The sequence below is a fragment of the Pseudomonas sp. CK-NBRI-02 genome (assembly GCF_008124495.1).
In the GTDB taxonomy this organism is placed as follows: Bacteria; Pseudomonadota; Gammaproteobacteria; order Pseudomonadales; family Pseudomonadaceae; genus Aquipseudomonas; species Aquipseudomonas guariconensis.
In genome coordinates this window covers 1-25058 of record NZ_VSJH01000023.1, presented here as the reverse complement: position 1 = coordinate 25058, position 25058 = coordinate 1, and the positions used below count along the sequence as shown (strand labels likewise).

15 protein-coding genes are annotated in these 25058 nt (G+C 61.6%); 11 read left to right on the top strand and 4 right to left on the bottom strand.

Annotated elements, in window-relative coordinates; translation table 11 throughout:
* Positions 1-28 precede the first annotated feature (28 nt).
* The 6 genes from DQ397_RS16170 to DQ397_RS16145 all read left to right on the top strand — a co-directional run bounded on the left by DQ397_RS16170 (position 29) and on the right by DQ397_RS16145 (position 4607).
* A complete protein-coding gene (locus tag DQ397_RS16170; RefSeq protein ID WP_256664385.1) occupies positions 29-955 on the top strand; it encodes a LysR family transcriptional regulator in 927 nt (308 codons plus the stop codon).
* Positions 956-1205: 250 nt separating this feature from the next.
* Positions 1206-1514 carry a DUF3077 domain-containing protein gene (locus DQ397_RS16165; protein WP_238556633.1) on the top strand — a complete coding sequence of 103 codons (309 nt, stop codon included), beginning with the start codon at positions 1206-1208 and terminating at the stop codon, positions 1512-1514.
* Between the two features lie 132 nt (positions 1515-1646).
* The gene (locus tag DQ397_RS16160; protein ID WP_043214097.1) at positions 1647-2564 is read left to right on the top strand and encodes an AEC family transporter; all 918 of its coding nucleotides are present in this window, start codon (positions 1647-1649) and stop codon (positions 2562-2564) included.
* Between the two features lie 49 nt (positions 2565-2613).
* The gene (locus tag DQ397_RS16155; protein ID WP_043214099.1) at positions 2614-3225 is read left to right on the top strand and encodes a cell wall hydrolase; all 612 of its coding nucleotides are present in this window, start codon (positions 2614-2616) and stop codon (positions 3223-3225) included.
* Positions 3226-3497: 272 nt separating this feature from the next.
* Positions 3498-3878 (top strand): hypothetical protein, encoded by a 381-nt coding sequence (locus tag DQ397_RS16150; protein WP_043214101.1) that lies wholly within the window; start codon positions 3498-3500, stop codon positions 3876-3878.
* 324 nt (positions 3879-4202) lie between these two features.
* Complete coding sequence (locus DQ397_RS16145; protein ID WP_043214103.1) at positions 4203-4607, top strand: hypothetical protein; 405 nt, start codon at positions 4203-4205, stop codon at positions 4605-4607.
* Between the two features lie 514 nt (positions 4608-5121).
* On the opposite strand, the gene DQ397_RS16140 is transcribed toward DQ397_RS16145, so the two are convergent.
* The 4 genes from DQ397_RS16140 to DQ397_RS16125 all read right to left on the bottom strand — a co-directional run bounded on the left by DQ397_RS16140 (position 5122) and on the right by DQ397_RS16125 (position 19467).
* The gene (locus tag DQ397_RS16140; protein WP_043214105.1) at positions 5122-8883 is read right to left on the bottom strand and encodes a hypothetical protein; all 3762 of its coding nucleotides are present in this window, start codon (positions 8881-8883) and stop codon (positions 5122-5124) included.
* Positions 8884-8986: 103 nt separating this feature from the next.
* Positions 8987-13576 carry a neuraminidase-like domain-containing protein gene (locus DQ397_RS16135; protein ID WP_043214108.1) on the bottom strand — a complete coding sequence of 1530 codons (4590 nt, stop codon included), beginning with the start codon at positions 13574-13576 and terminating at the stop codon, positions 8987-8989.
* Positions 13577-13719: 143 nt separating this feature from the next.
* Positions 13720-18387, bottom strand: coding sequence for an Ig-like domain-containing protein (locus DQ397_RS16130; RefSeq protein WP_043214110.1), 4668 nt, complete (start codon positions 18385-18387; stop codon positions 13720-13722).
* A 150-nt stretch (positions 18388-18537) separates the two neighbouring features.
* Positions 18538-19467, bottom strand: coding sequence for a LysR family transcriptional regulator (locus tag DQ397_RS16125; protein WP_148921583.1), 930 nt, complete (start codon positions 19465-19467; stop codon positions 18538-18540).
* A gap of 215 nt (positions 19468-19682) precedes the next feature.
* Between DQ397_RS16125 and DQ397_RS16120 the strand changes: the two genes are divergently transcribed.
* The 5 genes from DQ397_RS16120 to DQ397_RS24630 form a co-directional block, all read left to right on the top strand.
* Positions 19683-21011 (top strand): hypothetical protein, encoded by a 1329-nt coding sequence (locus DQ397_RS16120; RefSeq protein ID WP_043215863.1) that lies wholly within the window; start codon positions 19683-19685, stop codon positions 21009-21011.
* Between the two features lie 9 nt (positions 21012-21020).
* Positions 21021-22655 carry an amidohydrolase gene (locus tag DQ397_RS16115; protein ID WP_043215865.1) on the top strand — a complete coding sequence of 545 codons (1635 nt, stop codon included), beginning with the start codon at positions 21021-21023 and terminating at the stop codon, positions 22653-22655.
* A 49-nt stretch (positions 22656-22704) separates the two neighbouring features.
* Positions 22705-24054, top strand: a complete 1350-nt coding sequence (locus DQ397_RS16110; protein ID WP_043215866.1) for an APC family permease — start codon at positions 22705-22707, stop codon at positions 24052-24054.
* Between the two features lie 91 nt (positions 24055-24145).
* A complete protein-coding gene (locus DQ397_RS16105; RefSeq protein ID WP_043215867.1) occupies positions 24146-24463 on the top strand; it encodes a DUF2388 domain-containing protein in 318 nt (105 codons plus the stop codon).
* A gap of 411 nt (positions 24464-24874) precedes the next feature.
* Positions 24875-25058 (top strand): hypothetical protein (locus DQ397_RS24630; protein ID WP_218573708.1); only part of this gene is annotated, 184 nt, incomplete at its 3' end.

Below are 25058 nucleotides of genomic sequence, written 5' to 3'. Positions count from 1 at the left end.
GCGCTCATTCCAGCCCGGAGCCGCCTGCGTGTCCCTCAAAGCCCTGCGCACCCTGGTGACCATCGCCCGCCACGGTACCTTCGCCCGCGCCGCCGATCTGCTCAGCCTGACGCCCTCGGCGGTGAGCCTGCATATCAAGACCCTCGAGGACGAACTGCAGGTCCCGCTGTTCGACCGCAGCCGGCGTCAGGTGGTACTGACCGAGGCCGGGCAACTGGCCGTGGCCCGCGCCGAAAGCATCCTGGCCGCCTATGACGAGCTGGCCGATGCCCTGGCCAGCGGCCCGAGCCTGCGGGGGCGCCTGCGCCTCGGGGCGATCCACACAGTGCTGGCCCGGCGCTTGCCCAAGGCCCTGGTGTGGATCAAGGCCCATCATCCGCAGCTGCACATCAGCGTTTTTTCCGGCATGTCAGCTGAGCTGGCCCGGCGCGTGGAGGATGGCGAGCTGGATGCGGCGATCACCACCGAGCCAGTGCCACCCTACCCTCAGAGCCTGAACCACACCCCGCTGTTCGAAGACCGCTTCTGGGCCATCGCCAGCCCCGAGCTTGCTGGCCAAAGCCTGCCCGAGCTGCTCGCCAGCCAGCCGTTCCTGCGTTTTGACAAGCGCGCCTGGGCCGGGCGGCAGATCGAACAGGAGCTGCGCCGCCAGCACTTGCAAGTGCACGAACAGATGGAGCTGGACAGCCAGGAGGCGCTCGCGCGCATGGCGGCCATGGGGCTTGGGGTCGCGATCATCCCCATGGCCGACGACGACCTCGAACGCCTGCCCCCGGCCATCCGCCTGCCGTTCGGCGAGCCGCAGCTAGTCCGCCGGGTGGTGTTGCTCGAGCATGAGAAGAGCCAGCGGCGGCACCTGAGCGCCGTGCTCAAGACCGCGTTGGAGGCCTGCGATGAGCCGCGCAGCGGCCCCCTGCCGGAATCGCGCCTTGAATCGCCTGCCCTGGGCCGGTAACCTGTGCGCGCTGCTGTCAATCCAGCAGCCGGGTTTGGTCACCCGCAATCATCAAGGCGCACAAGCGCCCGCAATGCGATTCAGTTGGCGCTTTTTTTGTGCCTGGCTGTCTCGATTCATGGCGGCTGTGCGTGGGGCGCCTCCGTGCGCGCCGGTTTCCTTGATTCCCGGTTGACCAACCCGCGTACAGTCGCCACCCATTCGTTTGGTCACGTTGAGTGGCGGCTCCATTGAATCAAGGAGCGACACAATGACGAAAGCCATCCCGGACCCACCCCACCGCAGCACCACGGCTCCCGCCGCATTCGGCAGCTGCGAACACAGCCACCCTCCCCTGTTCAGCGTCTGCGCTGGCGTCGAACTCGAAGACGCCCTGGTCCATCTCAGTTCCCTGCTCAAAGGCGCCTGCGCCAGCAACCTCAAAGCCTTGCAAATAACCGACGGCACCTGCCATGACCTGCTGCTGGGCAATGACCATGCGCTGGAGGCCGGCAAGGCATTGGTGGAGGCGCTGCTGGATGGGCTGGAGAGACAGCAGGTGACAAAGACCATCGACTAGCCATGGCTGTGACTGCGCGAGACGTGACCGTCTGACCGTGCAGTTTTCCTCAAGGGTCACTGCAGAAAACAACGTTTTTTTATGCTGACTGGCGCGGCTAGTCTGTGCCGGAAACCGACACGGACTGCCGCCATGCTCCCTCTGCTCCTGACTACCCTGCTCCCCATCATCCTGCTGATCGCCTTGGGCACCGTGCTGCGGGTGCGGGGGGTTCTGGGCGAGACGTTCTGGCCCGGTGCCGAGCGTCTGAGCTACTACGTGCTGCTGCCCGCTTTGTTTCTGCATGGCCTGGCCACGGCCAACCTGGACGGCGTGCCAGTGTTCGGCATGGTCGGCGTGCTGATGCTTTCGACCGTGCTCGGCGCGCTGCTGCTGGTGCTCTACCAGGGCGCGGTCAACCACGACGGCGCTGACTTCACCTCGGTGTTCCAGGGAGGCGTGCGCTTCAACAACTACATCGGTGCCACCCTCGCCGCAGGTCTTTACGGCAGTGCCGGCATCGCTCTGGCGGCGGTGGCCAACGCTGCCATCGTGCCGTTGGTGAACCTGCTGTGTGTGCTGGTGTTCGCCCGTTTCAGCGCCCGGCACAGCTCGCCAATCACGGTGCTGCGGGCGATCTTCGCTAACCCGTTGATCGTCGGCTGCGCCGGCGGCCTGCTGTTGCGGGTGACCGGGCTGGGCCTGCCGCCAGGGCTCGAGCCCACGGTCAAGGCCCTGGGCCAGGCCGCCCTGCCCCTGGGGTTGTTGTGCGTGGGCGCAGCGCTGGGCGGCGCTCGCCTGGGCCGGCAGGTGCGGCCCTTGGTGGCGGCCTCGGCGTTCAAGTTCCTGGTGATGCCACTGACCACCTGGGGCCTGTGCCGACTGTTGGGCCTGGGCGGTCAGGCGGCGGTGGTGGCCGTGCTGTTCCAGGCCCTGCCGACCGCGTCGTCGTCCTATGTGATGGCCAGACAGATGGGCGGCAACGCACCGCTGATGGCCACGATCATCGCCCTGCAGACCGTCGCTGCCGCCGTCACCCTGCCACTGGTGCTGAGCCTGGCGCTGAGTTGAATCCGCTTGGCTAGACTGTGATTCACCTCACCTCGCGGAAAACTCGACCATGCGCACCTCGTCGCTGGTGTTCGGCCTGACCCTGGCCCTGCTCGCAGGCCCGCTGCACGCAGCCGACAGCCCCAAGGCCGCCGTGGCCGAGGACAAGGCGCAAGTGCTGGAAGAGAAAGTGGTCGATGACGCGCCACCGCCCAAGAAGAAAGAAACCCTCACGCCCGGTGAAGTGAAAGCGGTCGACCCCGCCGGCCAGGCGCCGTTGGATGACAGCATCACCTGCCTTGCGCGCACCATCTATTGGGAATCGAAAGGCGCCAACGCCCAGGACATGAGCGCCGTGGCCAGTGTGGTACTCAACCGTCTGGGCCACGAAGGCTTCCCCGATACGATTTGCGGGGTAGTCAAGCAAGGGGTGGAAACCAAGGCCTGCCAGTTTTCCTGGTGGTGCGATGGGCGACCTGATCAGGTCGAGGAGGAGCAGCGCTATGCCGTGGCCAAAGAAATCGCCCGCAAGGCCCTCAACCAGCAGTTGAAGGACCCCACGGGCGGCGCGCTGTATTTCCATGACCGCACGGTGCGGCCGCAGTGGGCCAAGGCCTATCGCAAGACGGCCGAGACCACGCATTTCTTGTTTTACAGGCCTAATCAGGCGGTAGCACGGTGAGCGAGGTGAATACAGCACACAAAAGTTAGCCGCCTTGTTTTAGTTATAAACACGACGCATACCCCACTCAATCGCACTGACAATCCTTTGAATGAGGAGCCATGCTGTCTCTGTTCCAGTTTTAACCGCACCAGTTATACACCTTAAGTTAAAGCACAACACCTGTACATCTTGCTAGTTATTAAATCACCCTAAAAGCCAAATAATGACTTTCCCACACCAGCTTACGAAGCAAACCCTGGGAACACCATTAGTTATTTGGAAATCATATCATGAATAACAGCATGCCCCGCACCGATCTTAGCACAACAGCGGAAGAGACCATACCTTACATACCGCCCATGGAAATAGGCGACATATTCGCCAGAACAATCTCAATCTCATACAAGCCTGACACTGACGCTACCGCCATCATACTATCCGGCAAAAAAATCACCCGTATCGTCGGTTATCCCGAAGAAGCACTAATCGAAGAATGCATCCACCTATTAACTGTACCCAGCGCCCTCGCGCCTGCCGCATTCAATGCTGCGCAAATATGCAATGGAAATCCTATCCCACCAGATGAAACAGTATACATTCGACAAGCAAGTAATAAGCTCACAGATATTTTCATCGGCCTGCTCCCCTTTACGCTTCCGACAGCCCTTTAATTCAGCTACTCCCTCATAAATAAATCAGCGCCCACAGATTCGAAGGTCATCACGGCATATCGAACTTGTGGGCGCTGTGCTTTGCTTAATACCAGGATGGCGCGAACCTCACCGCTGCACCGGCAGCCCTTGAATTGAAGGCTATGCCCCCTCCGCTTCAGCGTTGACTCCAGCCACACATCTTTATCACATAGAGTTTTTCAGTTGTCGGGGGCACGACACCTGCCCATATTGCTAGTTACCCAAGTTATCGATAGTTAGAATAATGACAACTCCGGATTGCTTACACAGCAGAATGGACCTATCACTATTTGGAAACCTATCGTGAACAACTCCACACTAAACGCCGACAACACAAAGAAAGAAGAAGTCATCCCCTACCACCCACTCATGGACTTTGGAGATATTTTCGTCAAGGAAATTTCAATCTCATACGCACCCAACAGCGATGAAACCCATATAGCAGTCACTGGGAAAATTATTATCAACTTATATTTCGGCGGAATTGGTGAGTACGTAAATGCGGTCATAGATGACTGCAGCCTACTTCTCAAAATACCCAAAGCACTAGTTCCTGCTGCGTTCACCGCCGCACAGATATACAACGGCAGCGGCCCTGTTGCACCTGATGAAACGGTGTATCTCAAGACCAAGGAAGGCTCACCCAACCGAATCGCCAAACATATTCTCATCGGCCCTCTTCCCTTCCCAGTCCCAGAAATGCCTTGACCCGACATCAAATCAACATGGCATGGCACTTGAAACGCTATCGGCCTTCAAACCGATTGCCACATAAATAAATCAGCACCCACCGCTTCAGCTGCCTCCCGGCACGCCGAGATGGTGGGTGCTGTGCTTTGCCTTCCTGAGCTCCATGAATGGCCCTGGATTGTTTGCATAGCCTATGGCAACTAACCCCACCCCGACACATAACCCAGTCGTGCGTAGTCACCTGCGTCCTGCACGACCAAGTGGTGGATTCTCTTTCATGTGAACTGGCAGGTTTAGCGGTGCCCTTGAGAGCAACACGCCCCAGCACTGCGGAAGATCAGCGATACCTTGCGATTCGACACGGGCGTTGTAGGAGCGGCGGTTCGACGCCTCGACAAACCGGCTCCAGGTTCTGTGTGGCTTTCGAAACTACCGGCGTGCCTGTGGCTTGAAGCACACCGCGCGGTTTCCGAAGACGAAAAAAACCGCCGCGCAGTTCGACCTGCACGGCGGTTTCAGAGGCTGAATGTGATTACTTCTGCAACCGCACGCTTACAGCGGACACGTCGTTGACGCCCTGCTGCACCAGCGCCTTGTCCTCCGGAGGAGGCCCAGCCTCTTCAGGATTCCAACCCACGTAGAAAGGTGGCAACTTCCACACATCCCCCGGGAACATCGTGCTCGTGATCCGGCCCTGGACCCAGCCCGTTTCCATGACCGAGCCGGTCAGCAGCCACTTCACTCGCCCAGCATCCGTCACCTTCACCCATTGGCCCCTTGCCGGCCTTTCCTTCAGGATGCAGCTCGCGCCGTCAGGTAAAAAGTCCAACTGCAGTTGTGCCCCAAGCTTGACCAACGGACTGCTCGGCGCATAGACAACCGTCGTATGCTCAGGCGACATCAGCCCTGGGGGCAGATCGTTGCGCCAACTGGCACGAAGGCCCATTTCGTCCGCCATCGAGGACGACAACAACCCGCAGTTGCCAAGCGTGATTGGGTCAAAGCCTGTCACATGCAGGCCGACCCCAAACAGTCCGCTGACGTTCGCCCCCGTCAGTTGCCACTCCAGGCCAGCCACCACCATCGCTCGCTGCTCGGTGTATTTCGGCGCAGCAGGCACCTGCGCGGCGGTCAGAGTGGCGCCAGTCGTGATGAAGGCCATCCAGGCTTTAGGGGTCACCGTCGTGCCCAGTGGACTGCCCGACCTTGGCTTGAGCAAAACTTTGCCAGCGGTGTTTCGACGGAAGATCGCCGGCGAGATCTTGTCGCTGCCATCGAGCGTCACTTGCGCTTCGTCCGCCAGCTTCGTGGACATCAGCACATTGGTAGCCAGCTGCGCAGGGTGCTTGAACCCTTCGACACTCACCTGCAGGTCAAAGGTGCCGCTGACATCCTTGCCGGTAAGCGTCCAGGTATGGCCGGCCACGGGGATCTCCACGAGTTGGCCATAGCCCGGTTGAGCCTGCATCTTATCTTCAGGGACGCCTTTGCCCACGACGAACTTGAGTTGGCCTTTGAACGTCGGCCCTTTGCTCAAGGGGCTGGCGTCTTTCGGTTTGAGCAAGACCGCCTGGGCCTTGCCACGCCAGAAATGCGCCACCCCGTCCGCAACTGCATCTTTGGCCGTCAGGTCATATTCATCTTCCACCTTGTCCGACAGCAGCAACCCCTGGCCTGTCTTGTAAGGCGTTGTGAATCCTTCCATCTGTAGTTGCAGGCCGAAGGTGCCGCTGACGTCTTGCCCGGTGACCGTCCACAGCGGACCGGTGTAACCATTGTATTCCTTGCCATACGCGGGGTTGGCGACCACCTGCTGGGCAGTCAACGAGCCAGAGTCGTCAAACACGAGCTTGTACTTGAGTTTCGATTGACCCAACGGGCTGCTTTTCTTGAGCTGGAAACTGATCTTGCGCTCAACCTTGCGGCGGAAAAGCATCGACCCCGTCGGTACAACGCCGTCCACGGTCAGGTCGAGCTCATCGTGCAGGTTCAGCGACAGCAGCAAGGCATTGCTCAGTTTCAGCGGCGTTGTGAAACCAGCCATATGAACCTGAATACCGAAGGTACCGCTGGCCTCCTGGCCAGTGAGCTTCCAGGCAGGGCTGCTCATGTTGGTGAAGCCCTCTTTGTAGCCAGGTACGGCCGTCACATCCGTTTCGGCCAAAGTACCGCTGGTATCGAACGCCAGCCAGTACTCGAGCCCTGCCTCCTTCAGCGGGCTGCCTGAGCGGGCCACGAAACTGAGGGTTTGGGCTGTTGCCCGTCGGAAAATCGTTGGACTGGGTACTTGCGCACCGCCTATTTTCAGCTCGGCCTCATCGTTCAGATCCAGCGACAACAGCATGGCGTTGTCCAGCGCAAGCGGTTTGAAGCCCTCCACATGGACCTGCACCCCGAATAGGCCACTGACCGCCGCGCCCTTGAGGGTCCAGGTGGTGTTGGCGCCGATATCGACCTTGGCGTCGTAGGCTGGACTGGCCGCGACCTTGTCTTGAGTGAGCCCGCGTTCGACGAATGTCATCCAACCCTGCAGCTTGGCATCGGCCAATGGGCTGCCAGCACGAGGCACCAGGCTGAGGGTACGGGCGGTACCACGTCGGAAGATGTGCGGACCATCAGTTCCCGCCATCGCGACCTCAAGCCGGGCCTCGTCGGTAAGGTTCGCCGACAGCTGGACACCCGGTAGCGAGAGCGGCACTTTCAAGCCGGCATCGGCGGTTTCTTCAGCGTGCAACGTGAACGTGCCGCTGGTATCAGCCCCACCTGTGACCGTCCAACTGATCCCGACCGTGTCCATCGTCTGCGGAACGCCGACGTTCGGCTCGACGGTAATGCCCAGCAAAGGTTTACCCTCCGGCCAGCTCAGGGCAATGTCCTTGCCGACGAAGTAACTGTCGGCAGTTTTGGGCTTGAGCACCAGTGTGTGGCTGACGCCTCGGGTCAGGCGCAGCGCCATCTTCAGATCAACGATCGGCTTGCCGTCCAGGGTCGCCTCGATCTGCTCAAGCCAGGGAGACTCATCGAAAACCGGGCAGGTGTATGCAACGCTGCTGGCATGCTGCAACGCGTCCTGGCAGGACGCGGTGAAAACCACCTGATTCGCCTCCCCTGCATCACCCCGCTCAGGGGTGTATGTCAGCTTGGCGCGGCCTTTTTCATCCGTCTTGCTTGGGTAATCGTTCCCGTTGTAGGACCAGATGACCTCTTTGTCCACCATAGGTCGATCCGGAGCGAAGGGGTTCTTTACCGTGGCGGTCAGAACGGTGGGGTTCTTTTCAGACGCCACGGGCACCACGCCGTCCCACTCGACGTTCTCGATGATGTGATGGAAATCCCCTATCTGGGCCGCGATGGGGTGTTTCTCCGCCTGCCAGTAGCTGCCCAGCCCCAAAGGGATGTCGGGGGGCAGATCCCCTTCGGCCAACATGGCATCGGCGGTCAGCCTCCAGCAGGCCCCGTCTGTGCTGGACAGCGGCTGGTAGCGGTCCTCCTCGTCGCCACCACGGTTGAACCCAGGCTCAGCTTCCAGGCCGTACTGAATCGGCAGCTGATCGGTGCCCATCCATAGCAGGCTGGTTTTTTGTGCTTCCCAGGCGTCGCCAGCCGGCACCTTCACCTGCAGGCGGTGAGTGGCGCCGTGACACAGCAGAAACGGTCTTTCAGCCTGGACGATCGGGTCATCGCCAGGACGCTCAACCAAGAGCTGAAGCTCACTCGCGTCGTTGAACATCGGCAGGCGCAAGTGAGAGGTCACTTTTCTGAGATAGAGATAGGGACCCTTATTTTCCGGCGTTTCGAACTGCACGCGCAGCCGGCGAACGCCTTCCGGTATCGCGATGCGGCGCTCGGACAAAACATGCCAGGTGGCATCCGGTTTGGCCGGAATGACCGAAGGCGCTTCATCGATCGGCTGAATCAGCTCCAACGGTTTGCCTTGCATGACGCCTTCATAGAAGTGCCCCTTCCCATCCTTGTCGGCATCGTAGACCCGAAGCCAGCACTCTTCGAATGCAGTGGCATCGTACTCGCAGCCCAGCCAGTACTCAGGGCGTCCCTCGACGGCGGCTTGGACAGGAAGCTCGATGATTTGCCAAAGCTGCTGGTCATAGGTAAGCCCCACGTAAGGCATGCCACTGGAATCTTCATAGTGGGAATATCGGCTGTTGTGGGCTTTCCAGACAGTCGCTTCCGACTCAGCGAACTCGCTGATCGAGCCCAGGGGAAACGAATCGGCCTGGACCAAGTTGTGGCCGCGTGTCGATGAATCAATATTGCCGTTCATTGCAAAGGACATGGTTGCTCCAAGGTGTTGTAGATCTGCCGAATGCCCGGGCAAGGCCCTTCCTTGCCTGGGCGCGGCGGATGAAAATGTCGAAAGTTGCGTAGATGCCTTCGTTTCAGGCCGGCAGTGAGCGCGTGCGTTTCGGGTCCGTTGCCAGCAATTGCTCGACCGCCTCTTCAAACAGCGGCCCGCCATGCAGGGCGTGGTAGCGAATCTCGAGGATGACGTCGCTCAGGCTCGCGAGGGTGTCGGCCTGCTGGGTATGCCGTGGGAACCGCAGGAGCCAGTCCGATACCGCTCCGGTACCCTCGAAGGGCCGGTAGCGGTCGTCAGCCTCTGGATTGCCGACCATCCCGATATCCTGGTTGGCGGACGACAGGCACACCTGTTGCCGCGCGCGCAGGCTCATCATCACGTTGCTGCCGTCGCCCTGGTCATCGGCCCGGGTCGCCTTGGGCGTCAGGAACTTCACGCCCTCGATGTCGGGCTTGACCAGCAAGCGGCTCTGCGTCTGGGTCAGCGTCGCGCGGATGTTCTGATACGGCCCAAGCAGGGCAGGCATCGACAGCGCCACGCTGTGCAGGCGGCGCAGGTAATGGCCGGGGTAGTCCTCGTTGAACAGCGTCTCGGACAGCGAGAACGCCACTTCGCCATGCTCACTGAGCAGCTCGCCAAGCCGGGCTCCCTCCTCGGCGGGGGTACCGTCCTTGGTGGATACCAGGCCTTTGTCGAGCAGCGCCTGCAAGGAAACCGTCTTGTGCACCTCCAGGTGCCGCTCGTTGCGCAGCAGCGCTTCGGATTCCAGGCGGTGCAGGTCCAACCGCAGTTCGTTGCCGGCATTGAGGCCATAGCGGTCCGCCTGCCAGATCGGCGCCCGGACGATGCGCTTGTCGAACTGGCCGGTCTCGAACTGCCAGCATGCCTCGGCGCTGTTGCACAGGCTGACCGCCACGTCGAACAGGGTTGCCTGCAGGGTCGCGGTCTGCGAGCGCAACCAGCGGTACAGCGACACACTGGTGGACTTGTTCTGGTAGTAGGCATACAGCTGCTGGGTATGGGCCAGCGCCTTGCGGCTATGTGCCAGCGCCTGCTCGGCGGCCAACGTGGCATGCTGTTGAGCGTCCAGCTGCTTGTCCAGGACATGGAGCTCTTTGCCCGCCAGTTTGGCTTGCAGCTGCCATTCTTGGCGGCGGCGGCGGTAGCCTTCGGTTTCACGCAGTAGTTCAGCCGCCGTGACCATCTGCCCGCCCGCTGCCTGTATCCCATGCCCTATCGCCGTCATCGGGGCCTTGTAGCGCATACCACCGTTTGCCAACCCGAACGTGTTGGGCGCCAGTTCCGCCAAGTGGGCTAGCCCGACCACGCCGGTGCCTACGTGCGTCAGGCTGCGACCGATGCCATGCAAGCTCATCGCCGCGTATTCCCCGTCGGAGATGTGATCCTCGTAGAGCTTGGTGTAGTGCGCCTGACGCAGCTCGGTGGCGGTCCGTTGCGCCTGCAGTACGTCCTGGCTCTTTTGCTGCTGCTGATAGAGCTGCTCCTGGATGCCAATGGTGAAGCTGGCGATCTCCGCCGCCTGCTGGAACTGCAAGGCTTCCAGTTCGGTACGCTCTTCCTGCTCCATCAAGCCACGCAGTTGCTCGCCGAACTGGATCAGCGCCGTGACCACTTCATGGGCCTTTGCGGCGATGGTACGGAAGCGATACGGCGGCACCACGGTGCGATACCCCAGCAGGTGCGACAGGCTGGCATTGCCACCCATCCTTGCCATGAGCAAATCGAACGGATTGGCCGCAGGCGCATACAGTGGCAGCAGCAGCGGTTGACCATCGATCGTCAGATAGTGGCGCAAGTTGTAGAAGCGCTGCTCCAGCAGTTGCCAGGTATCGATCAGGTGCTGATTGACGGGCAGGCGGAAAGCTTCGTGCGCCGCCACGCCGGTCCACACGAACGTAGCCAGGCGCTTGGGCAGGTCCGCCGGGGCACGCACCTGTGCCTGACAGGCCAGCAATTGTCCCCCACGCGATGTGCCGAGCAGTTGCGCCACGGTCTGGGGTTGCCAGGTGCTGATCGCACGCGCATTCGGCGCTTCGCCCATCAAGTCGGCCGCCCTTCGATAGAGCAGCCAGGCGGCGGCCAGGCTGTCACGGGTCGGCTGACGATAATGTAGGTCGGCCTCGCCGATCAGCAGATGCACGTACTGGTGGAAAATCGCTTTGCGGTAGTGAGAAGGTGCATGCAACGCAATGGTATGTGGATCGAGCAATTGGTGTTCCAGGCCGGCCGCCGGGGTGTCCTGGGCCATGATCCAGGCGCAGTTCCAGTACTCAAGCCCTGGGTTTTCCGTCGACGGCTGCTTGCGCTGCGGATCGAAGATCAGGCCCAGCCAGCGGCGGGCTTCTTCGTAGCGTTCTTCTTCCTGCAAACGCGAGGCGATCAAGTGCGGAACGTGGAAGAACAGCTCGCGCAAGTACAGACCGTTGGCGTCGTAGGCATCCATTGGCGCATCTTCCTGGCTACGCAACCAACCGCCATAGCCCTTGCTGTTGGCCCCTTCGACGTAGGCCGGCTCGCGCAAGTGCTGGGCGTCCCAGTCGAACACCGCCTCAGACGAGGCCTGGGCGCGATTGATCAAGTCCGGTACATGCTGGGAATTAAGGCGTGCGACCAGGGGCTTGCGTTGCCCTGTTGCGAGCTGACCGATGCTTTCGAACACCAGAAAATCGGTGCCGCTTTCCTGGCGTGCAATGTAGGGCATGGTGGCCTGGCTGATGTCGACCAGAAGGCCCATTGTCAAAGTGAAATCGGTTTGTTTGCTGGCATCTTCGGCGCTGGAGCTGGTTGTAACCGGTCCCAGCGTGACCTTGATCGACAGAGGGGCGCCGGCCTCCTCTGGTGGCGTCCAGCTCTCGGTCAACCATGGCGTGGCCGCATTGCCGTTGAGCAGGAAGGTGCCTGTCCAGAGACTGCTCTGATCAATACCGAGCTCCATTTCTTTGCTAGTCGCGGTTTCGGCGTGAACGGTGATGAAGTTGTTGGCGCTTTCCAGGGGTTGTTCCTCGGCAGTGTCGATCTGCACGCTGAAACCCGCACCTTGACTCACCCCTTGCGCGTCGTACTCGGCCAGTGCTGCAGGCAGCTCGGCGGACTTCACCTCCTCGGAGTTTTCATACCATCCAAAGAAATTCCTCTTGAAGCTGGTCCCGAGCAGTTTCACCCCCGCCCCTTCTACAGGATGGATCAGCTTCACGACTTGGAACTGAGGCGCCTTGTTCATCATGCAACGGAATTCGACCGTGCCTGCAGGGGTGGTGTGCACCTGGGCGCGCATCCAGACACCCTCTGCGACTTTCAATACACGGGCTACGTACACTGCCACAGGCTTGGGCGTAGTCTTCACTTGCGAGGAGCGGCCACGCAGATGCAATTGATGCCGGCCATCGCCTTGCTCCTCCAACAATGCATCGAGATCAAGGCAGGGATCGCCGCCTGGTGAAGGCATCACGCTTCTGATCGACCACTTGCTGTTGGTCATGCGGCGCTGGAACGACAGGTGGCCGTTCTTGTCTTCGAAATGCTCGAACAGACGATTCAGGGACTCTTTGTCAAAGGCCAGGTGCGGCGCTGCCTCACGTTTGAGCACGTCACGCTGGACATTGAACAGCTGTGCGCCCGCCTCCCCGCGTAACGCGACGCACAGCTCATCGTCACTGCCATGCGATCGGGCAACGGCTACCGTCAACAGTCGGTATGGCGTCGTGTCCAGCTCTTTGTCGTTGTCGATCGGGTCGGTTATCACGCTCCAAAGCGTTTCCGGCGTCGTCCACTGGTTGTCCAGCCCCAGGTGCATGACTTCCAGTTTCAGGGTATAGCGCTTGGTTTCCTTGCCGCCCTCAGGCTGCTCCTGCACCGGCTCGCCATGGTGCATCCAGACCAGATGCAACCGGCCGCAGAACAGCACCAGGCGGGCCAGGATCACCTTGGTGCTAGTCGGCATGGAGATCGCGTGCCACTCCGTCCAGGCATCGGGTTGAATGATCGAGGAGGTCTGATCCAGGCGCACGGCGACTTTTCGCCAGTAATAACGCGCGGGCGTCGCCGTATCCTTGCCCAGCAGGTAGTAGTCCGAATTGGCGAAGGTATAGCCGTCGAAGCGCTCGCCATCCTCATGATCACCTCGGTAATCGATGTAGCCGGACTGCACGCGGATGCTGTTCTGGTACTCGTAGTGCTTGAGGTAAGTCAACAACGCGTTCTGCACGTTCGCATCGTTGATCTTGCCTTGCCCCAGATCGTTTTCCAGGGTCTTGAATGGCTCGGTCTTGTCCAGGCGCATCTCGGCGCGGATGTAGTTCTCCGGATAATCCTCCAGCATCTGGTAGGCGGCCCATAGCGAATAGTTCGACATCGCCTGTTGCCAGAAGCGGATCAATTTCGGAGAGAAGTCATGGTCGTAGCCAGGCTCGAGGTTGCCCAATACCGAATTGATGTATGTCTGCGTCGTGGCCAGTGCCTGCGCCAGGTAAGAGGTGGTCACGGCAGAGGTGACCTGCGTGTCCATCACGAAGTACCGATCCAGATGCTCGGCCGTCAACATATTGAGCGAAGCGGCCTGGGATTGGTCCGGCAGCACGTGGTGGATGACATAGGCACTGAGGGCGTCGCGCCACTGCTCGGCCAGTTTATGGGTCAATGCATTGCTCATGGAGACCTCGGTTGGTGGGGTCGAAGGCGTCGGGTGGCCTAACACCGCCCGTCAGGCAGGGCCAGCTGCCCTGCCTGCTATCGCGCCAAATGAATTAGGGCTATTCCTGCCACCGGAGGCAGGGATGTGGTTATGCCGGTCCGTCAGGCGGGGGAAGGCTTGACGATGACGTCGATCCAGATCGGTTCCATGGCTTGCTCGTAGGACACGCCAAGTTGCAGGGAGGCTTCCTGGTTCAAGCCGGTAGGCTTGCTCGTGATCTTCCAGTCCATCTGCACCGCCGATGCTTCGAAGGGTTTGGCCTCACCCAGCCTTGGATCGAATTCAAGACCCAGAGAGGACGCGGAAAAACGCCCGGAATACAGCAAGTACAGTTCTGCCTCGAGCAGCGGATGGCCCTCTGGCAGCCGGCAGGACAGGGTGTACTGGGCCTCACCTTCGGTCGGCTGGGTAATGACGACCGGGCCTTCGACCGGTTGTTGCTCGAACAGGATTTCCAGGCCCTGCTCGGGCAGGAATTTCACCGCCTCGAACGGATAAGACCCGTCATCCCCCCAGCTCGCGACCACGGTCCGTTCGCCCACCTGCGTGCTCTTGAGCAAGTAATGGGCCATGCCGTCAGGCCCCGTGAGGCTCGTGACCGCTTCGACTTCACCCTCCTGCACGGTCCAGGTGACCGGATAACGCTCGACCGGCTTGCCATCGTCGCTAAGGATATGAAGCGCGTACTCGGCTGCACTGATACCGTTGGCGATTGGCCATTTCCCGCTGGTCGAGGCTTTCGCGCACGTGGCATTGGACAGTACCTCGAAGCTGAGCGTCTCGGTGTAATAGTCGTCCTCGGTGTCACCAGACTTGCTGAGCATGACGGTGACCTCAACCAGGCCAGCAGCCTTGGCACTCAACACCGCCTTGGCCTGCCCATTCGCGTCGCTCAGCTCTTCCTGGCTGACCAACTCGGCGCCGGCGCAGGCCCACTTCAGTGCCTGGTCGGGATACGGGTTGCCATCGAGCCCCAGAATCGTCGCGCTGATGCGGATGTCATCACCGACGACCGCCCAAGAGGTGAGCGCCAGTGAACCGACATAGGGCAGGTCATCGAAGACAACCTCGAATTTCTGGACGTTTTCAGGATTGCCTGCGTACCAAAGAGCCACGATGCCTTTACCCGCCTGCATGCTGCGCAGCGAGATCCTGCTGATGCCTTCGCTGTCGGTCAGTGTCTCGCCCGAACTGTCGATGAACTCGCCGATGCTGCTGGTCCAGTTCACCAGGCGATCGACACCTTGGTTACCCAGACCATCCAATAACTGAACCTGTAAGTTGAAGCGGCCCCTGTTGCCCGCCAGCACCGGCTTTTTGGGTACCGTGGTTTCATGGAGCCACAATGATTCATGACAATCGATGACCACCGGCGGGGCGAAGGCCTTGCTGTCGAGCAAATAGGTGGCCTGAACATGCGCAACCCCGATCTGTTGTCCGGCCTGCAGGCGCACCGTCGCGATACCCTGCTCATCGGTGTAGCTGTAATGCTCGAGCAGGCTTCCCAAATCGGTGGACCATCTGACCCGAATGTCGGACACCGGCTGGTTGTTCATGTCCAGCAGCGTCAGGCTCACAGCGGTTTCCTCATTCGTCTTCCTGGCAACCAGCCGTGGATTGCTGACCAGGCAACGCGTGGACAAGCTCTGACGCAGCTCAACCTCGTCGCGGCGCTGTTCGGGCGCCTGGCGCAGACTGCTCAGGACTTCGTGTGCGGCGCTGCGGTAAGCCTGGGTGTCAGAGTGACCGCTGAGGCGACTGAGCTTCATCAGGGAGCCGGCGCTCAGACCGGTTTTTTCGCACAGCTGGCGGGTATCGACCAAGGCGCACAGCTGCGCCAGGTTGCGAATGATGCCGTCAGAGGTCACCTGGGCCGCCACATCGAGTACCTCGCGGATGCCCCAGCCCAGCCAGGCGGCGATCTTCTCGGCCGCGGCGTCCTTGATCAGGCGGTGCTCGTTGTGGCTCAGCTCACCCAGCGACTCGATCAGGTCGAAATAGCCCAGCAACTGTTCTTCGGACTGCTTGGCCTGGCGCAGGCACCGCGAGTAGCGCTCCAGAAAGTACAAGGTCTGCAGAGTCAGCTCAGTGCTCTTGATGCTCCAGCGCGGGCGCTGGGCGCGCACCAGCAGGCTGGAGAACATCGCTGGGCTCAGGGCGAACTGGTTGACGACCCGGGCACAGCGTTGCATGCGTTGCATCAGGGGCATCATGGCTTTGAGGGCTTCGGACTGAAGCTGATCCGGCTCGAAGTTCGTCGCGCTTTCAAGCAACGTATGCGCTTTACCTCCAGCCCAGTAGATAACCGGGATCACGCTGTCGGCCTTGAGCGACAAGAAGTGCGACAGGCGCTCCTGGACAACGCCCCACTGCTGCGAACGAATCCGCAATACGACGCCAAGAATCAGGGTCTTCAAGCGTTCGGCTTCATCGGCCGTGAGCAGAGGCAGTTCGCTGTCCTCGCTTTGCGTTTGCCCATCGCCCTCGCCTTCTTCAGGTTTTGGCACGGGCATCAATCGCTGGATCACCACTTCGATTTCCCGTGCGGCGAAGTGCTCGTAATAGACAGGATCGAAGTCTTCTTCGGAATGGCCGGTATCGGTGATCAGGCCCTGGGCGTCGACAATCTGCGTGAGATTCTGCATCCAGCTCTGGGTTCTCAGAGGTGTCACGCCAGCTTCGGCGAGCAGACGGTCGAAGTCCTGGAACGGCACCAGATGACTCTTGAGCTCGCCCAGTAGCGTGCGGTACTCCTCGGGCACCACATCGGTGGTCTCGACCGGTAGCAGTTGTTGCACCAGCCAGGCGATGGGCAGTTGCTGCGTCTGGCACCACGCCACACAACGGCTCAGGGCATGGATGACGCTCAGGGTGTCGGTCTGGATGTAGCTGTTGTACATCGCGTTCTGCGGGGCACCGGCCAGCTGCAGGGCGTACTGGCCCTCAGGGCTCAGTACTTCGAGCAACGACAACAATTCGATGGTAGTGATCGACAGCAACCGGGCCAGCAAGGTGATGCGGTAGAACGCGCTGACCGTCGGCAAGGTGCGTGCGAGAGTCGACTGGCTTTGCCCCTGCATGACCAGGCGCGACAGGTAGCGGAAGGTCTCCATGTTGATCCCCAGCCCTTGGCACAGCTGATCGACCGTGCGTTTGCTCTGGACATCCTCGCTGCCCAGGCTGAATGGCGCATCATCGAGCACCAGCGGCGTGGTCGTCTCTGCATTGAACACCCGATCGAAATGGCTGAGGGTATCGCCACTTGCAAAAATGGACATGTCCGACAGCAGGGCGGAAAAGTCTTCGGCGCCGCACGAGAAGCGCTCACGTAGAAACTGGAACACACCCAGCGCCCGGATCGTATTGGCGGTCATCCACAACGGCGCCTCACTGGCAGTCTCTTGGCTGACAGCGGCACGCCGCTCCGCCTCGATGGCTGCGCAGACGATCTGGTCCGTTTCGGCGTAGGAGAGCTTGAGCGCCGTGGCCAGGCGCACCAGGCGATTGATCCGGTCGCAGCGGTCTTCGGTCAGGTGCTGGAAATGGTGCAGCGTAGGTTCGTCGTTATCGCTGGCCACCGACACCGGGGTATCGCTGCCGCTGTTGATGAAACGCGCGCCGAACTGCACGGGCGACGCAGGAGCACGAGAGGCCTCGACGACTACGTTATCGGAGCGAACCGGTGCGTAGGCGGCCAGGGCGAACAACGACTCCATTTCATCCTGGCTCATGTGCAGGGCCTGGCAGAAGGTCACCACGTTCTGCAGCGTCGGGTAGGCCTGGACACCAAAGTTATCCTTGAAAAAACTGACGCTGTTGCTCGCCACTTGTTCGGCGCGCCGTGCCCCAGACGTGTGCAGCGGAGCCAGCAGTCGCCGGGTCTGGGGATTGAAACGCACCTCACCGCCCGTGCCGAAGTAGGGTGCCTCGAGCAGGATCGCGCGCAAGGCCGGGCCAAGGCCTGCATCCTGTTGCAGAGCGACGTCCGACCACTGGGAGTGGGCTCCGGGCTGGATGAAATAAGGCGCATCGATGTCGGACAAGCGCGAAATGTCACTCACCGACAGCTCATGATGGGCCAGCACCGTGCGGATCTGTTCCCAGTAGTGCTCATAGGGAAACTGCTTGAGCGGATAGCGCACCTGAAGGAGTTTGTCCTGCGTGGCGGTGGTGTCGTCGGCCAGTTTTCGCTGGCGCTCGATGGCGCTTTCCATCACATGGTTGACCACCTCGACCTGGGTCACCGTGCGATTCATGGTGTCTTCATCGAGCGAAAGGTCGTACAGATCAGGACGCCGCGTTTTCAACGTCACGGCTTTGAGCACATTCCCCTCCGGCTCCAGCTCCTTCTCCACGAAGGTCAGCAGGTCGATCAGGTAGGCCGCCGGCGAAGTAGTGGCATCCACCGCTTGCGGATGGGTGTGGTTGCCCCAGGACGGCGAGAACTGATTCTCGAACGTCGGGCCATTGCTCTGTGCTAGTGGGCCCTTGAGCTCGTCCGCTGCCCGGCGTGTCGCGGCGCTCAGACGGTTTTCCCGAAATACGCGCATCATCGCTGCCGTGGCCACGTCCAGGCGATCCTTGAGTCGCTGGGCTTGCTTCATACGCAAACCGCAAAAGCGCTGGACCAAGGCGGCAGGAGGTTTGCCCTGCAGGTCCAGGACTGTGTCCTGGGCCACTGCATGGGTACTTAAAGCGCTTTTGATGCCGGGTTCGGTTTCGAGGATTTGGTCAAGCAGGTTGGGTTCATGATCACTGTGGTCAGACATCTAGGGCTCCCTTGGCATACGAGCGATCCATCCCGATCTGGCCGTCTGACGGCACTGCCGGGCGTTTCGATGGATGCTATTCCTGCTGCCTTGGCGCCTGAACTCGCAGATCTGTAGGGCGTCTACCAGTTGACCTATGGGAAAAGTTGCTCAAACCCCTTCCCCAGAGCGTGCGCTCATCCCCTCCTCGCTCAAGTACGTGCGCAGGTGTTCGATGAACACCGCGATCTTGCGCGTCGCCCGTCGGGTACTCGGGTACACCGCCTGCAACTGCGCGCCCAGGGCTTTGCGATCGAACGCATAGTCGCCGAGAAACGCCTGCAGCCGCCCCGCGTGCAAATACGGCAGCACGCTCCAGTACGGGCAGGCAATCACCCCTTGCCCGGCCAGGCAGGCCTCGAGCAACAGCTCCAGGTTGTCGCTGCCCAGCCGCCCTTTGCGCTTGATGACATGGCGCTCGCCATCCTTTTCCAGCACCCAGGAATCGCCCAATGCCGGGTGCCGATAGACCAGGCACTCGTGCGCGGCCAACTGCATCGGGTGCATTGGCGTGCCGTGACGGCGCAGGTACTCAGGGCTTGCGCACAGCACCACTCGGCTCTCGCCGATGGGCTGGGCGATCAGGCCCGGCAGATCACTCTGGCCCAGGCGCAAGGCCATGTCGTAGTGGCCGTCGAGCAGGTCGATGTACTGGTCGCTCAGGTCCACCTGCAAGGACATCTGCGGATGCGCCTGCAAAAAGCGCGCGCAGGCGGCGTTGAGAAATGGCCGGCCAAACGACAGCGGCCCGGTGACGCGCAGCGTGCCTTTGAGGCTGTGCTGCAACTGGGCGATTTCCTCTTCGGTTTCGCGCATGCGCTCGAGGATGTCCCGGGCGTTTTCCAGGTACAAAAGGCCGGCCTCGGTCAACGCCATGCTGCGCGTGGTGCGCTCGAACAACCGCGCTCCGACCTCTGCCTCCAGGCGGCGGATCGACTTGGCCACCGCCGAGGGTGTCATGTCCCGCTGCTCGGCGGCCCGGCTGAAACTGCCGTACTCGGCACTGGCGACGAACAGTTGCAGGCTGAGGAACTTGTCCATGATCTAGTCCAGAAATTCCCAAGTGTTATGCCAGGCGATAACTAACTCGCCACAGCGAAGGCCTTTAACCTTTGCCGCAAGCCAAAGGTGACGGGAAAGACTGCCACAGCGCACCGCGCCAGAAAAGCCACCCTGGCTCCGGCACTTTGAACTCCTGGGCCGCAAAGCCCCGGGCACTGCCCCGCCGACAACAACAAGAACAAAGGACACCCTCGATGCATCGCACCCTCTCGCCCGCCCGGGCGCTGCTTTTCTGTGGGCTCGCCGCCAGCCAGCACGGTTGGGCCGGCCAGCGTTTCGACCTCGATGGCTTGCAGGGCGAGCTCACCATCGGTGCTGGCGCCGCCAACATCGTGAGTCGCGGCGTGAACTTCGGCGCCGGACGCATGGACCTGCGCGACGCCAGTAACGGCGGCACCCGCGTGGACTGGCAAGAGCTCTACATCAAGCCGGGAGTCACCCTCGGCTATGCGTTGGCGCCGGATGTGGAAGTGCTTGGCGGTGCGTCGGTGATCGGCGCCACCACCCAGGGCGACGGCGATGCCGGTGGCTACACCCGCAGCGCCGATGGCCGCTTCGCCCTCGAAGAGGCCTACGGCGGACTGCGCGTAGGCGACTGGCGCCTGACCGCAGGCCGGCAGAACTTCATGGTCGGCACGGGGTTCATCGTCGCCGACGGCAACCTCGACATGTTCGATGACGGCGCCTACTGGCTCGCCCCGCGCACCGCGTTTCGCGACTCGGCGCTGCTCGGCTATACCCACGACGTGCTCCAGGCCCAGGTCTTCAGCCTGCGCAGCGACAATCACCAAGGCGACTTTCGCCTCAACGGCATCAACCTCGATTACCGCCTGGCCGACCGCGTCACCCTCGGTGCCATGGCCATGGCGGTCGACTCCCTGGCCGGCCATGGCGAGAACCTGACTGCCCGCGATGGCATGCAGGTTTTCAATCTGCGTGCCCTGAACGGCCAGCTGCCAAGCCTGGATGCCCTGACCCTGCACGGTGAGTACGCCGCGCAACGCGGCAGCGGCGAAGGCATGCACTACCACGCCGACGCTTGGTACGCCCAGGCCGACTACCGGTTCGCGCACCTGCCGCTTACGCCGATCCTCAGCTATCGCCATGCGCGCTTCTCGGGTGACGACGACCCGGGCGATCGCACCCAGAAAAGCTGGGACCCGCTGAGCAAGGGCTTCATCGACTGGAGCACCTGGTTGATCGGCGACGTGGTCGGCAACTACTTGCTGTTCAACAGCAACGAGCGGGTCAGCCAGTGGACCCTCAAGACCCACCTGAGCGATACCGTGACGCTGGGCGGCATCCATTACCAATTCTCGCTGGACGAAAAGCACTTCAACGGCATGCCCGTGGACGATCGCCGCTTCGCCGACGAGAACGTGGTCTTTCTCGACTGGAACCCCACGCCCCACCTGCACACCTCGCTGGCCTACAACTGGGTCAAACCCCAGGGCGCAGCCAAGCAGGCGTTGGGCGACGACACCTTCCGCGCCCTGGAAATGTATTTCACCTACCTCTACTGAGGACCTGCCATGCAGACCGCCGAACTGATCATCACCCACGCCGACATCCGCACCCAGGATCCGCACCTGCCCAGGGCCGAGGCCATCGCCGTGCGCGACGGCCGCATCCTGGCCGTGGGCGACAACGCCACCATCGAACGCCTGGCCGATGCCGCCACCCGGCGCATCCATGCCCAAGGCAAGCTGATGCTGCCGGGGCTGCAGGATACCCACGTGCATTTCCAGCTCAGCAGCGCCGACCTCTACCACAACGCGGCGCTGTACGACGCCACCAGCGTCGAGGACCTGCTGGCGATCATCCGCGACTTCGCCCAGGCCAACCCGGACAAACCCTGGATCCGTGGTGTGGGCTTTTCTTCGGCGCGCTTCACCCCCGAGCAATTGACCAAAGAGCGGCTCGACAGCGTCACCGACGGCCGCCCGGCGCTGATGTTCGCCAGCGACTACCACAACGGTTGGGCCAACAGCGCCGCCTTCGCAGCGGCCGGCGTACGACCCGGCAGTCCGGAGCCGGACAACGGCAGCTACCTGCGCCTGGCCGATGGCACCCCAAAAGGCTGGCTGGTCGAAGACGCCATCTGGGCCATGGGCCGCATTGCCCCAGGCTACAGCGAGTCGGACTACCTCCAAGCCATGGCCCACTACAGCAAAGTATTCAACAGCCGCGGTATCACCGGCGTGCTCGATGCGATGGTCAGCCGCAACTACATGAAGAACTACCAGGCGTGCTTTGAGCGCGGTGACCTCACCCTGCGCGTGCGCGCCACCGCCAAGGTATTCGCCCACAAACCGCTGGATGAGCAACTGCGCGAGCTGATCGACCTGCGCAACACCTATCAGGGCGAGCGCGTGTCGCTGCATTCGGCCAAGTTCTTCCTTGATGGCGTGCTGGAGAACGGCACCGCCGTGTTGCTCGAACCGCGTTGCGACACGGGCGGCAATGCCGAACTGATGTTCACCCAGGCGCAGATCAACGAGTGCTTCGCCGCCTTCGACCGCGAGCGCTTCCAGTTGCACGTGCACAGCATCGGCGATGGCGCCACCCGTGCGGCCATCGACGGTATCGAACATGCCCGGCGCCAGAATGGCCCGTGGGACGCGCGCCACCAGATCGCCCACCTACAAGTGGTGCATCCGGCGGACATCCCACGCTTTCGCGAACTGGGCATCCTGGCCAACTACCAGACCCTCTGGGCACAACCGAACCCCGACGCCGACCCGCTGGTCGATGCCATGCTTGGCGAGGCCCGTGCGCAATGGACCTACCCGATCGGCGAGTTCATCCGCCAGGGCGTGACCTGCATGGTCAGTAGCGACTGGGGCGTGACCACATTCGACCCGTTCCAGATCATCCAGTGCGCGGTCACCCGCCAGAACCCTGCCCACGGCCCCGACAGTCCGGCGCACACACCGCAGCACCGGATCAGCATCGACGAGGCGATCCGTGGCTACACCCTCAACGCCGCCCATGCCGCCTGGCGCGATGACAGCACCGGCAGCTTGAGCGTGGGTAAGTACGCCGACCTGATCCTGCTCGACCGCGACCTGTACAGCATCGCGCCCCATGAGATCGGCGCCACCGAGGTCCTGCTCACCCTCCTGGAAGGCCAGGAAGTCCACCGCCACGCAGGCTTCGTCGGCTGACTCGCACCTGCGCCGCCCCCTCCAACAACGACAAGAACCGGAGCTCACCATGAGCCTTGCCACCGAGAAACCTGTGAGCCTTGAGGGCGGCGCGACACTGCGGCGCACCCTGGGCATGAAAGACCTGCTCGCCTACGGGCTGGCCTACATTGCGCCGATGGCGCCTCTGACCACCTTCGGCTTCGTCTGGGAGGCCTCGGGCGGGCTGATCGCCCTGGCCTACCTGCTCGGCGCCCTGTGCATGTACTTCACCGCCCAGAGCTACGCCACCATGTCGGCCGAAGTGCCCTGCTCAGGCTCGGTCTACGGCTTTGCCCGGCACAGCCTGGGCGAGTTGCCGGGGTTCATCGCCGGCTGGCTGATTCTGCTCGATTACCTGTTGATTCCGGCGCTGGTGTTCCTGGTCATGGCGGTCGGCCTGCAAACGCTGGTGCCGGGCCTGGACCGCGCCAGTTGCCTGGTGGGCCTGGTGGTGGTTTCGCTGGCGGTGAACTGGTTCGGCGTATCGGTGACCACCCGCATCAGCCTGGTCTCGGTGGTCGTGCAGTTCGCGGTCATGCTGGGGCTGATCATGCTCGCGGTAAATGCTTTGGCCGACGGCAAAGGCGCCGGTGCGCTGACCTTGGCGCCGCTGTATGACGCCAACCAGCTCGAGTTGGGCAAGGTGTTCGCGGCCACCTCGATTTGCGTGCTGTCGTTCCTGGGCTTCGACGCCATCTCGACCCTTTCGGAGGAGGTCAAGGGTGGCGACCGGCGCCTGGTCGGGCGGGCCATTCTGGCGGTATTGCTGATCTGCGCGGTGCTGTTCGTCCTCAGCACCTGGGTGCTGGGCAACCTGATGCCGGGGTTGCGCATCGCGGATGCCTCCGGTGCGATCTATCAACTGCTGGCCGTGCAGATCAGCCCCTTCAGCGCCGTGGCGGTGGCTTGGCTGATCGCCTTGATGTGTGGGTTCACCAATGTGTTGCCGATGCAGGTGGGTGTGTCCCGGGTGTTGTTCGCCATGGGCCGCGATCGCCAGTTGCCGGGGTTGTTCGCCCGTCTGCACCGGCGCCATGGCACGCCTCACGTGGCGCTGCTGTTGTCGACCGCACTGTCGCTGGTGATCGCCATCGTGATGTGCGAGCGGATCGACAGTCTGGCGTCGTTCGTCAACTTCGGTGCGCTCTGTGCATTCGTGCTGCTGCACCTTTCGGTGCTGGTGAAACTGGGCATCCAAGGCCGTAGCCGGCGGTGGTTCGCCCACTGGCTGGTGCCCGTGGTGGGGATCGCCGTTGTACTGACGGTAATAGGTGGGATGAGCGCCGCGACCTTGGCGTTCGGGAGCCTGTGGCTGGCACTGGGCCTGGGCTACGGCCTCTACCTGCGTGGTCAAGGGCGCATGGCGCTACAGGTGTGACAGACAGGCGCGGCCAATGGAACTCCTGAGCACCGCCACCGCTCTTAACAACATGCAGTAAATCCCTTGGGCTTCACCTGGAGGTCTTGCCATGCGCCGTCTACTGCTCGTTCCTTCGTTCTTGCTCCTGCTCCCGGCAGGGGCTGCCCTGGCTGGTGTGGATGCGGGCGATGTCGCCACATCTGCGGGGGTCTCCGCCTCGCTGTACTCGACCTTCAAGGACGACAAACGGATCATCCCGGCCCGCGATGAGCTGTCGGCCTTCGTGGCCAGCGGCGGCGTCATTCGCGGTGCCTATGTGGAATCGGCGCTGGAGCAGGCCCGCAAGGACAACCCTGGGTTGCAGGCCAGTGACGAGGAACTGGCCAATGCGCTGCTTTCCCAGGATGATCCCTTGACTGATAACTGACGTCGACCTGCGTTCACTCGACGCTGCGTCAAACCAAGGGCCGCATTCCTGCGGCCCTTTTCGTTGAAGATGCGCAACACAACAATCCCGTTATTCAAGACCTCCATGCGATTCCCCCTACAGATCCGCTCTTTTCGTTTTCGTAAATTCTGCCCCTGAAAGCCTCCTGACGCTGTTAGAAACTCGCAAATACTGCATTTCCAATCCATTGCGTTTGGCGGCCTCGTAACATCTATCGAAAAGATGGAAGTTGCTTTCAACCGCTTCGCCTTGGTGTTGGTTATTTCCTCTTTGTCACTTTTCATCCAGTGCACCTAAAACTGTCCATTGCTTGCGAACGGGCAATGGCCGGGCGAATAAACAGCTCCATCGCGAAGTTACATTTCAGGCCTTCAGGGAATGATAACTTCATTGAAAAAGCATACTTTTTACGGCGGGCCGCCCTTCGCGACCCGGACCGTTGCCTGGCTCAACATCGGCGTCCAGGCGGTCCTTCCGTTGACCCTGGCATTGGCCACGCCTTCAGCCAGCGCCGCCCCCACCACTGAACCGGCCAAGCGATCACCCGCGCCTTCCCGTCTTCACACCTTCGCCA

Coding starts and splice junctions, on each gene's coding strand:
- DQ397_RS16165 (WP_238556633.1), top strand. CDS start 1,206: ATGACGAAAGCCATCCCGGACCCACCCCACCGCAGCACCACGGCTCCC.
- DQ397_RS16160 (WP_043214097.1), top strand. CDS start 1,647: ATGCTCCCTCTGCTCCTGACTACCCTGCTCCCCATCATCCTGCTGATC.
- DQ397_RS16155 (WP_043214099.1), top strand. CDS start 2,614: ATGCGCACCTCGTCGCTGGTGTTCGGCCTGACCCTGGCCCTGCTCGCA.
- DQ397_RS16150 (WP_043214101.1), top strand. CDS start 3,498: ATGAATAACAGCATGCCCCGCACCGATCTTAGCACAACAGCGGAAGAG.
- DQ397_RS16140 (WP_043214105.1), bottom strand. CDS start 8,883: ATGTCCTTTGCAATGAACGGCAATATTGATTCATCGACACGCGGCCAC.
- DQ397_RS16135 (WP_043214108.1), bottom strand. CDS start 13,576: ATGAGCAATGCATTGACCCATAAACTGGCCGAGCAGTGGCGCGACGCC.
- DQ397_RS16130 (WP_043214110.1), bottom strand. CDS start 18,387: ATGTCTGACCACAGTGATCATGAACCCAACCTGCTTGACCAAATCCTC.
- DQ397_RS16125 (WP_148921583.1), bottom strand. CDS start 19,467: ATGGACAAGTTCCTCAGCCTGCAACTGTTCGTCGCCAGTGCCGAGTAC.
- DQ397_RS16120 (WP_043215863.1), top strand. CDS start 19,683: ATGCATCGCACCCTCTCGCCCGCCCGGGCGCTGCTTTTCTGTGGGCTC.
- DQ397_RS16115 (WP_043215865.1), top strand. CDS start 21,021: ATGCAGACCGCCGAACTGATCATCACCCACGCCGACATCCGCACCCAG.
- DQ397_RS16110 (WP_043215866.1), top strand. CDS start 22,705: ATGAGCCTTGCCACCGAGAAACCTGTGAGCCTTGAGGGCGGCGCGACA.
- DQ397_RS16105 (WP_043215867.1), top strand. CDS start 24,146: ATGCGCCGTCTACTGCTCGTTCCTTCGTTCTTGCTCCTGCTCCCGGCA.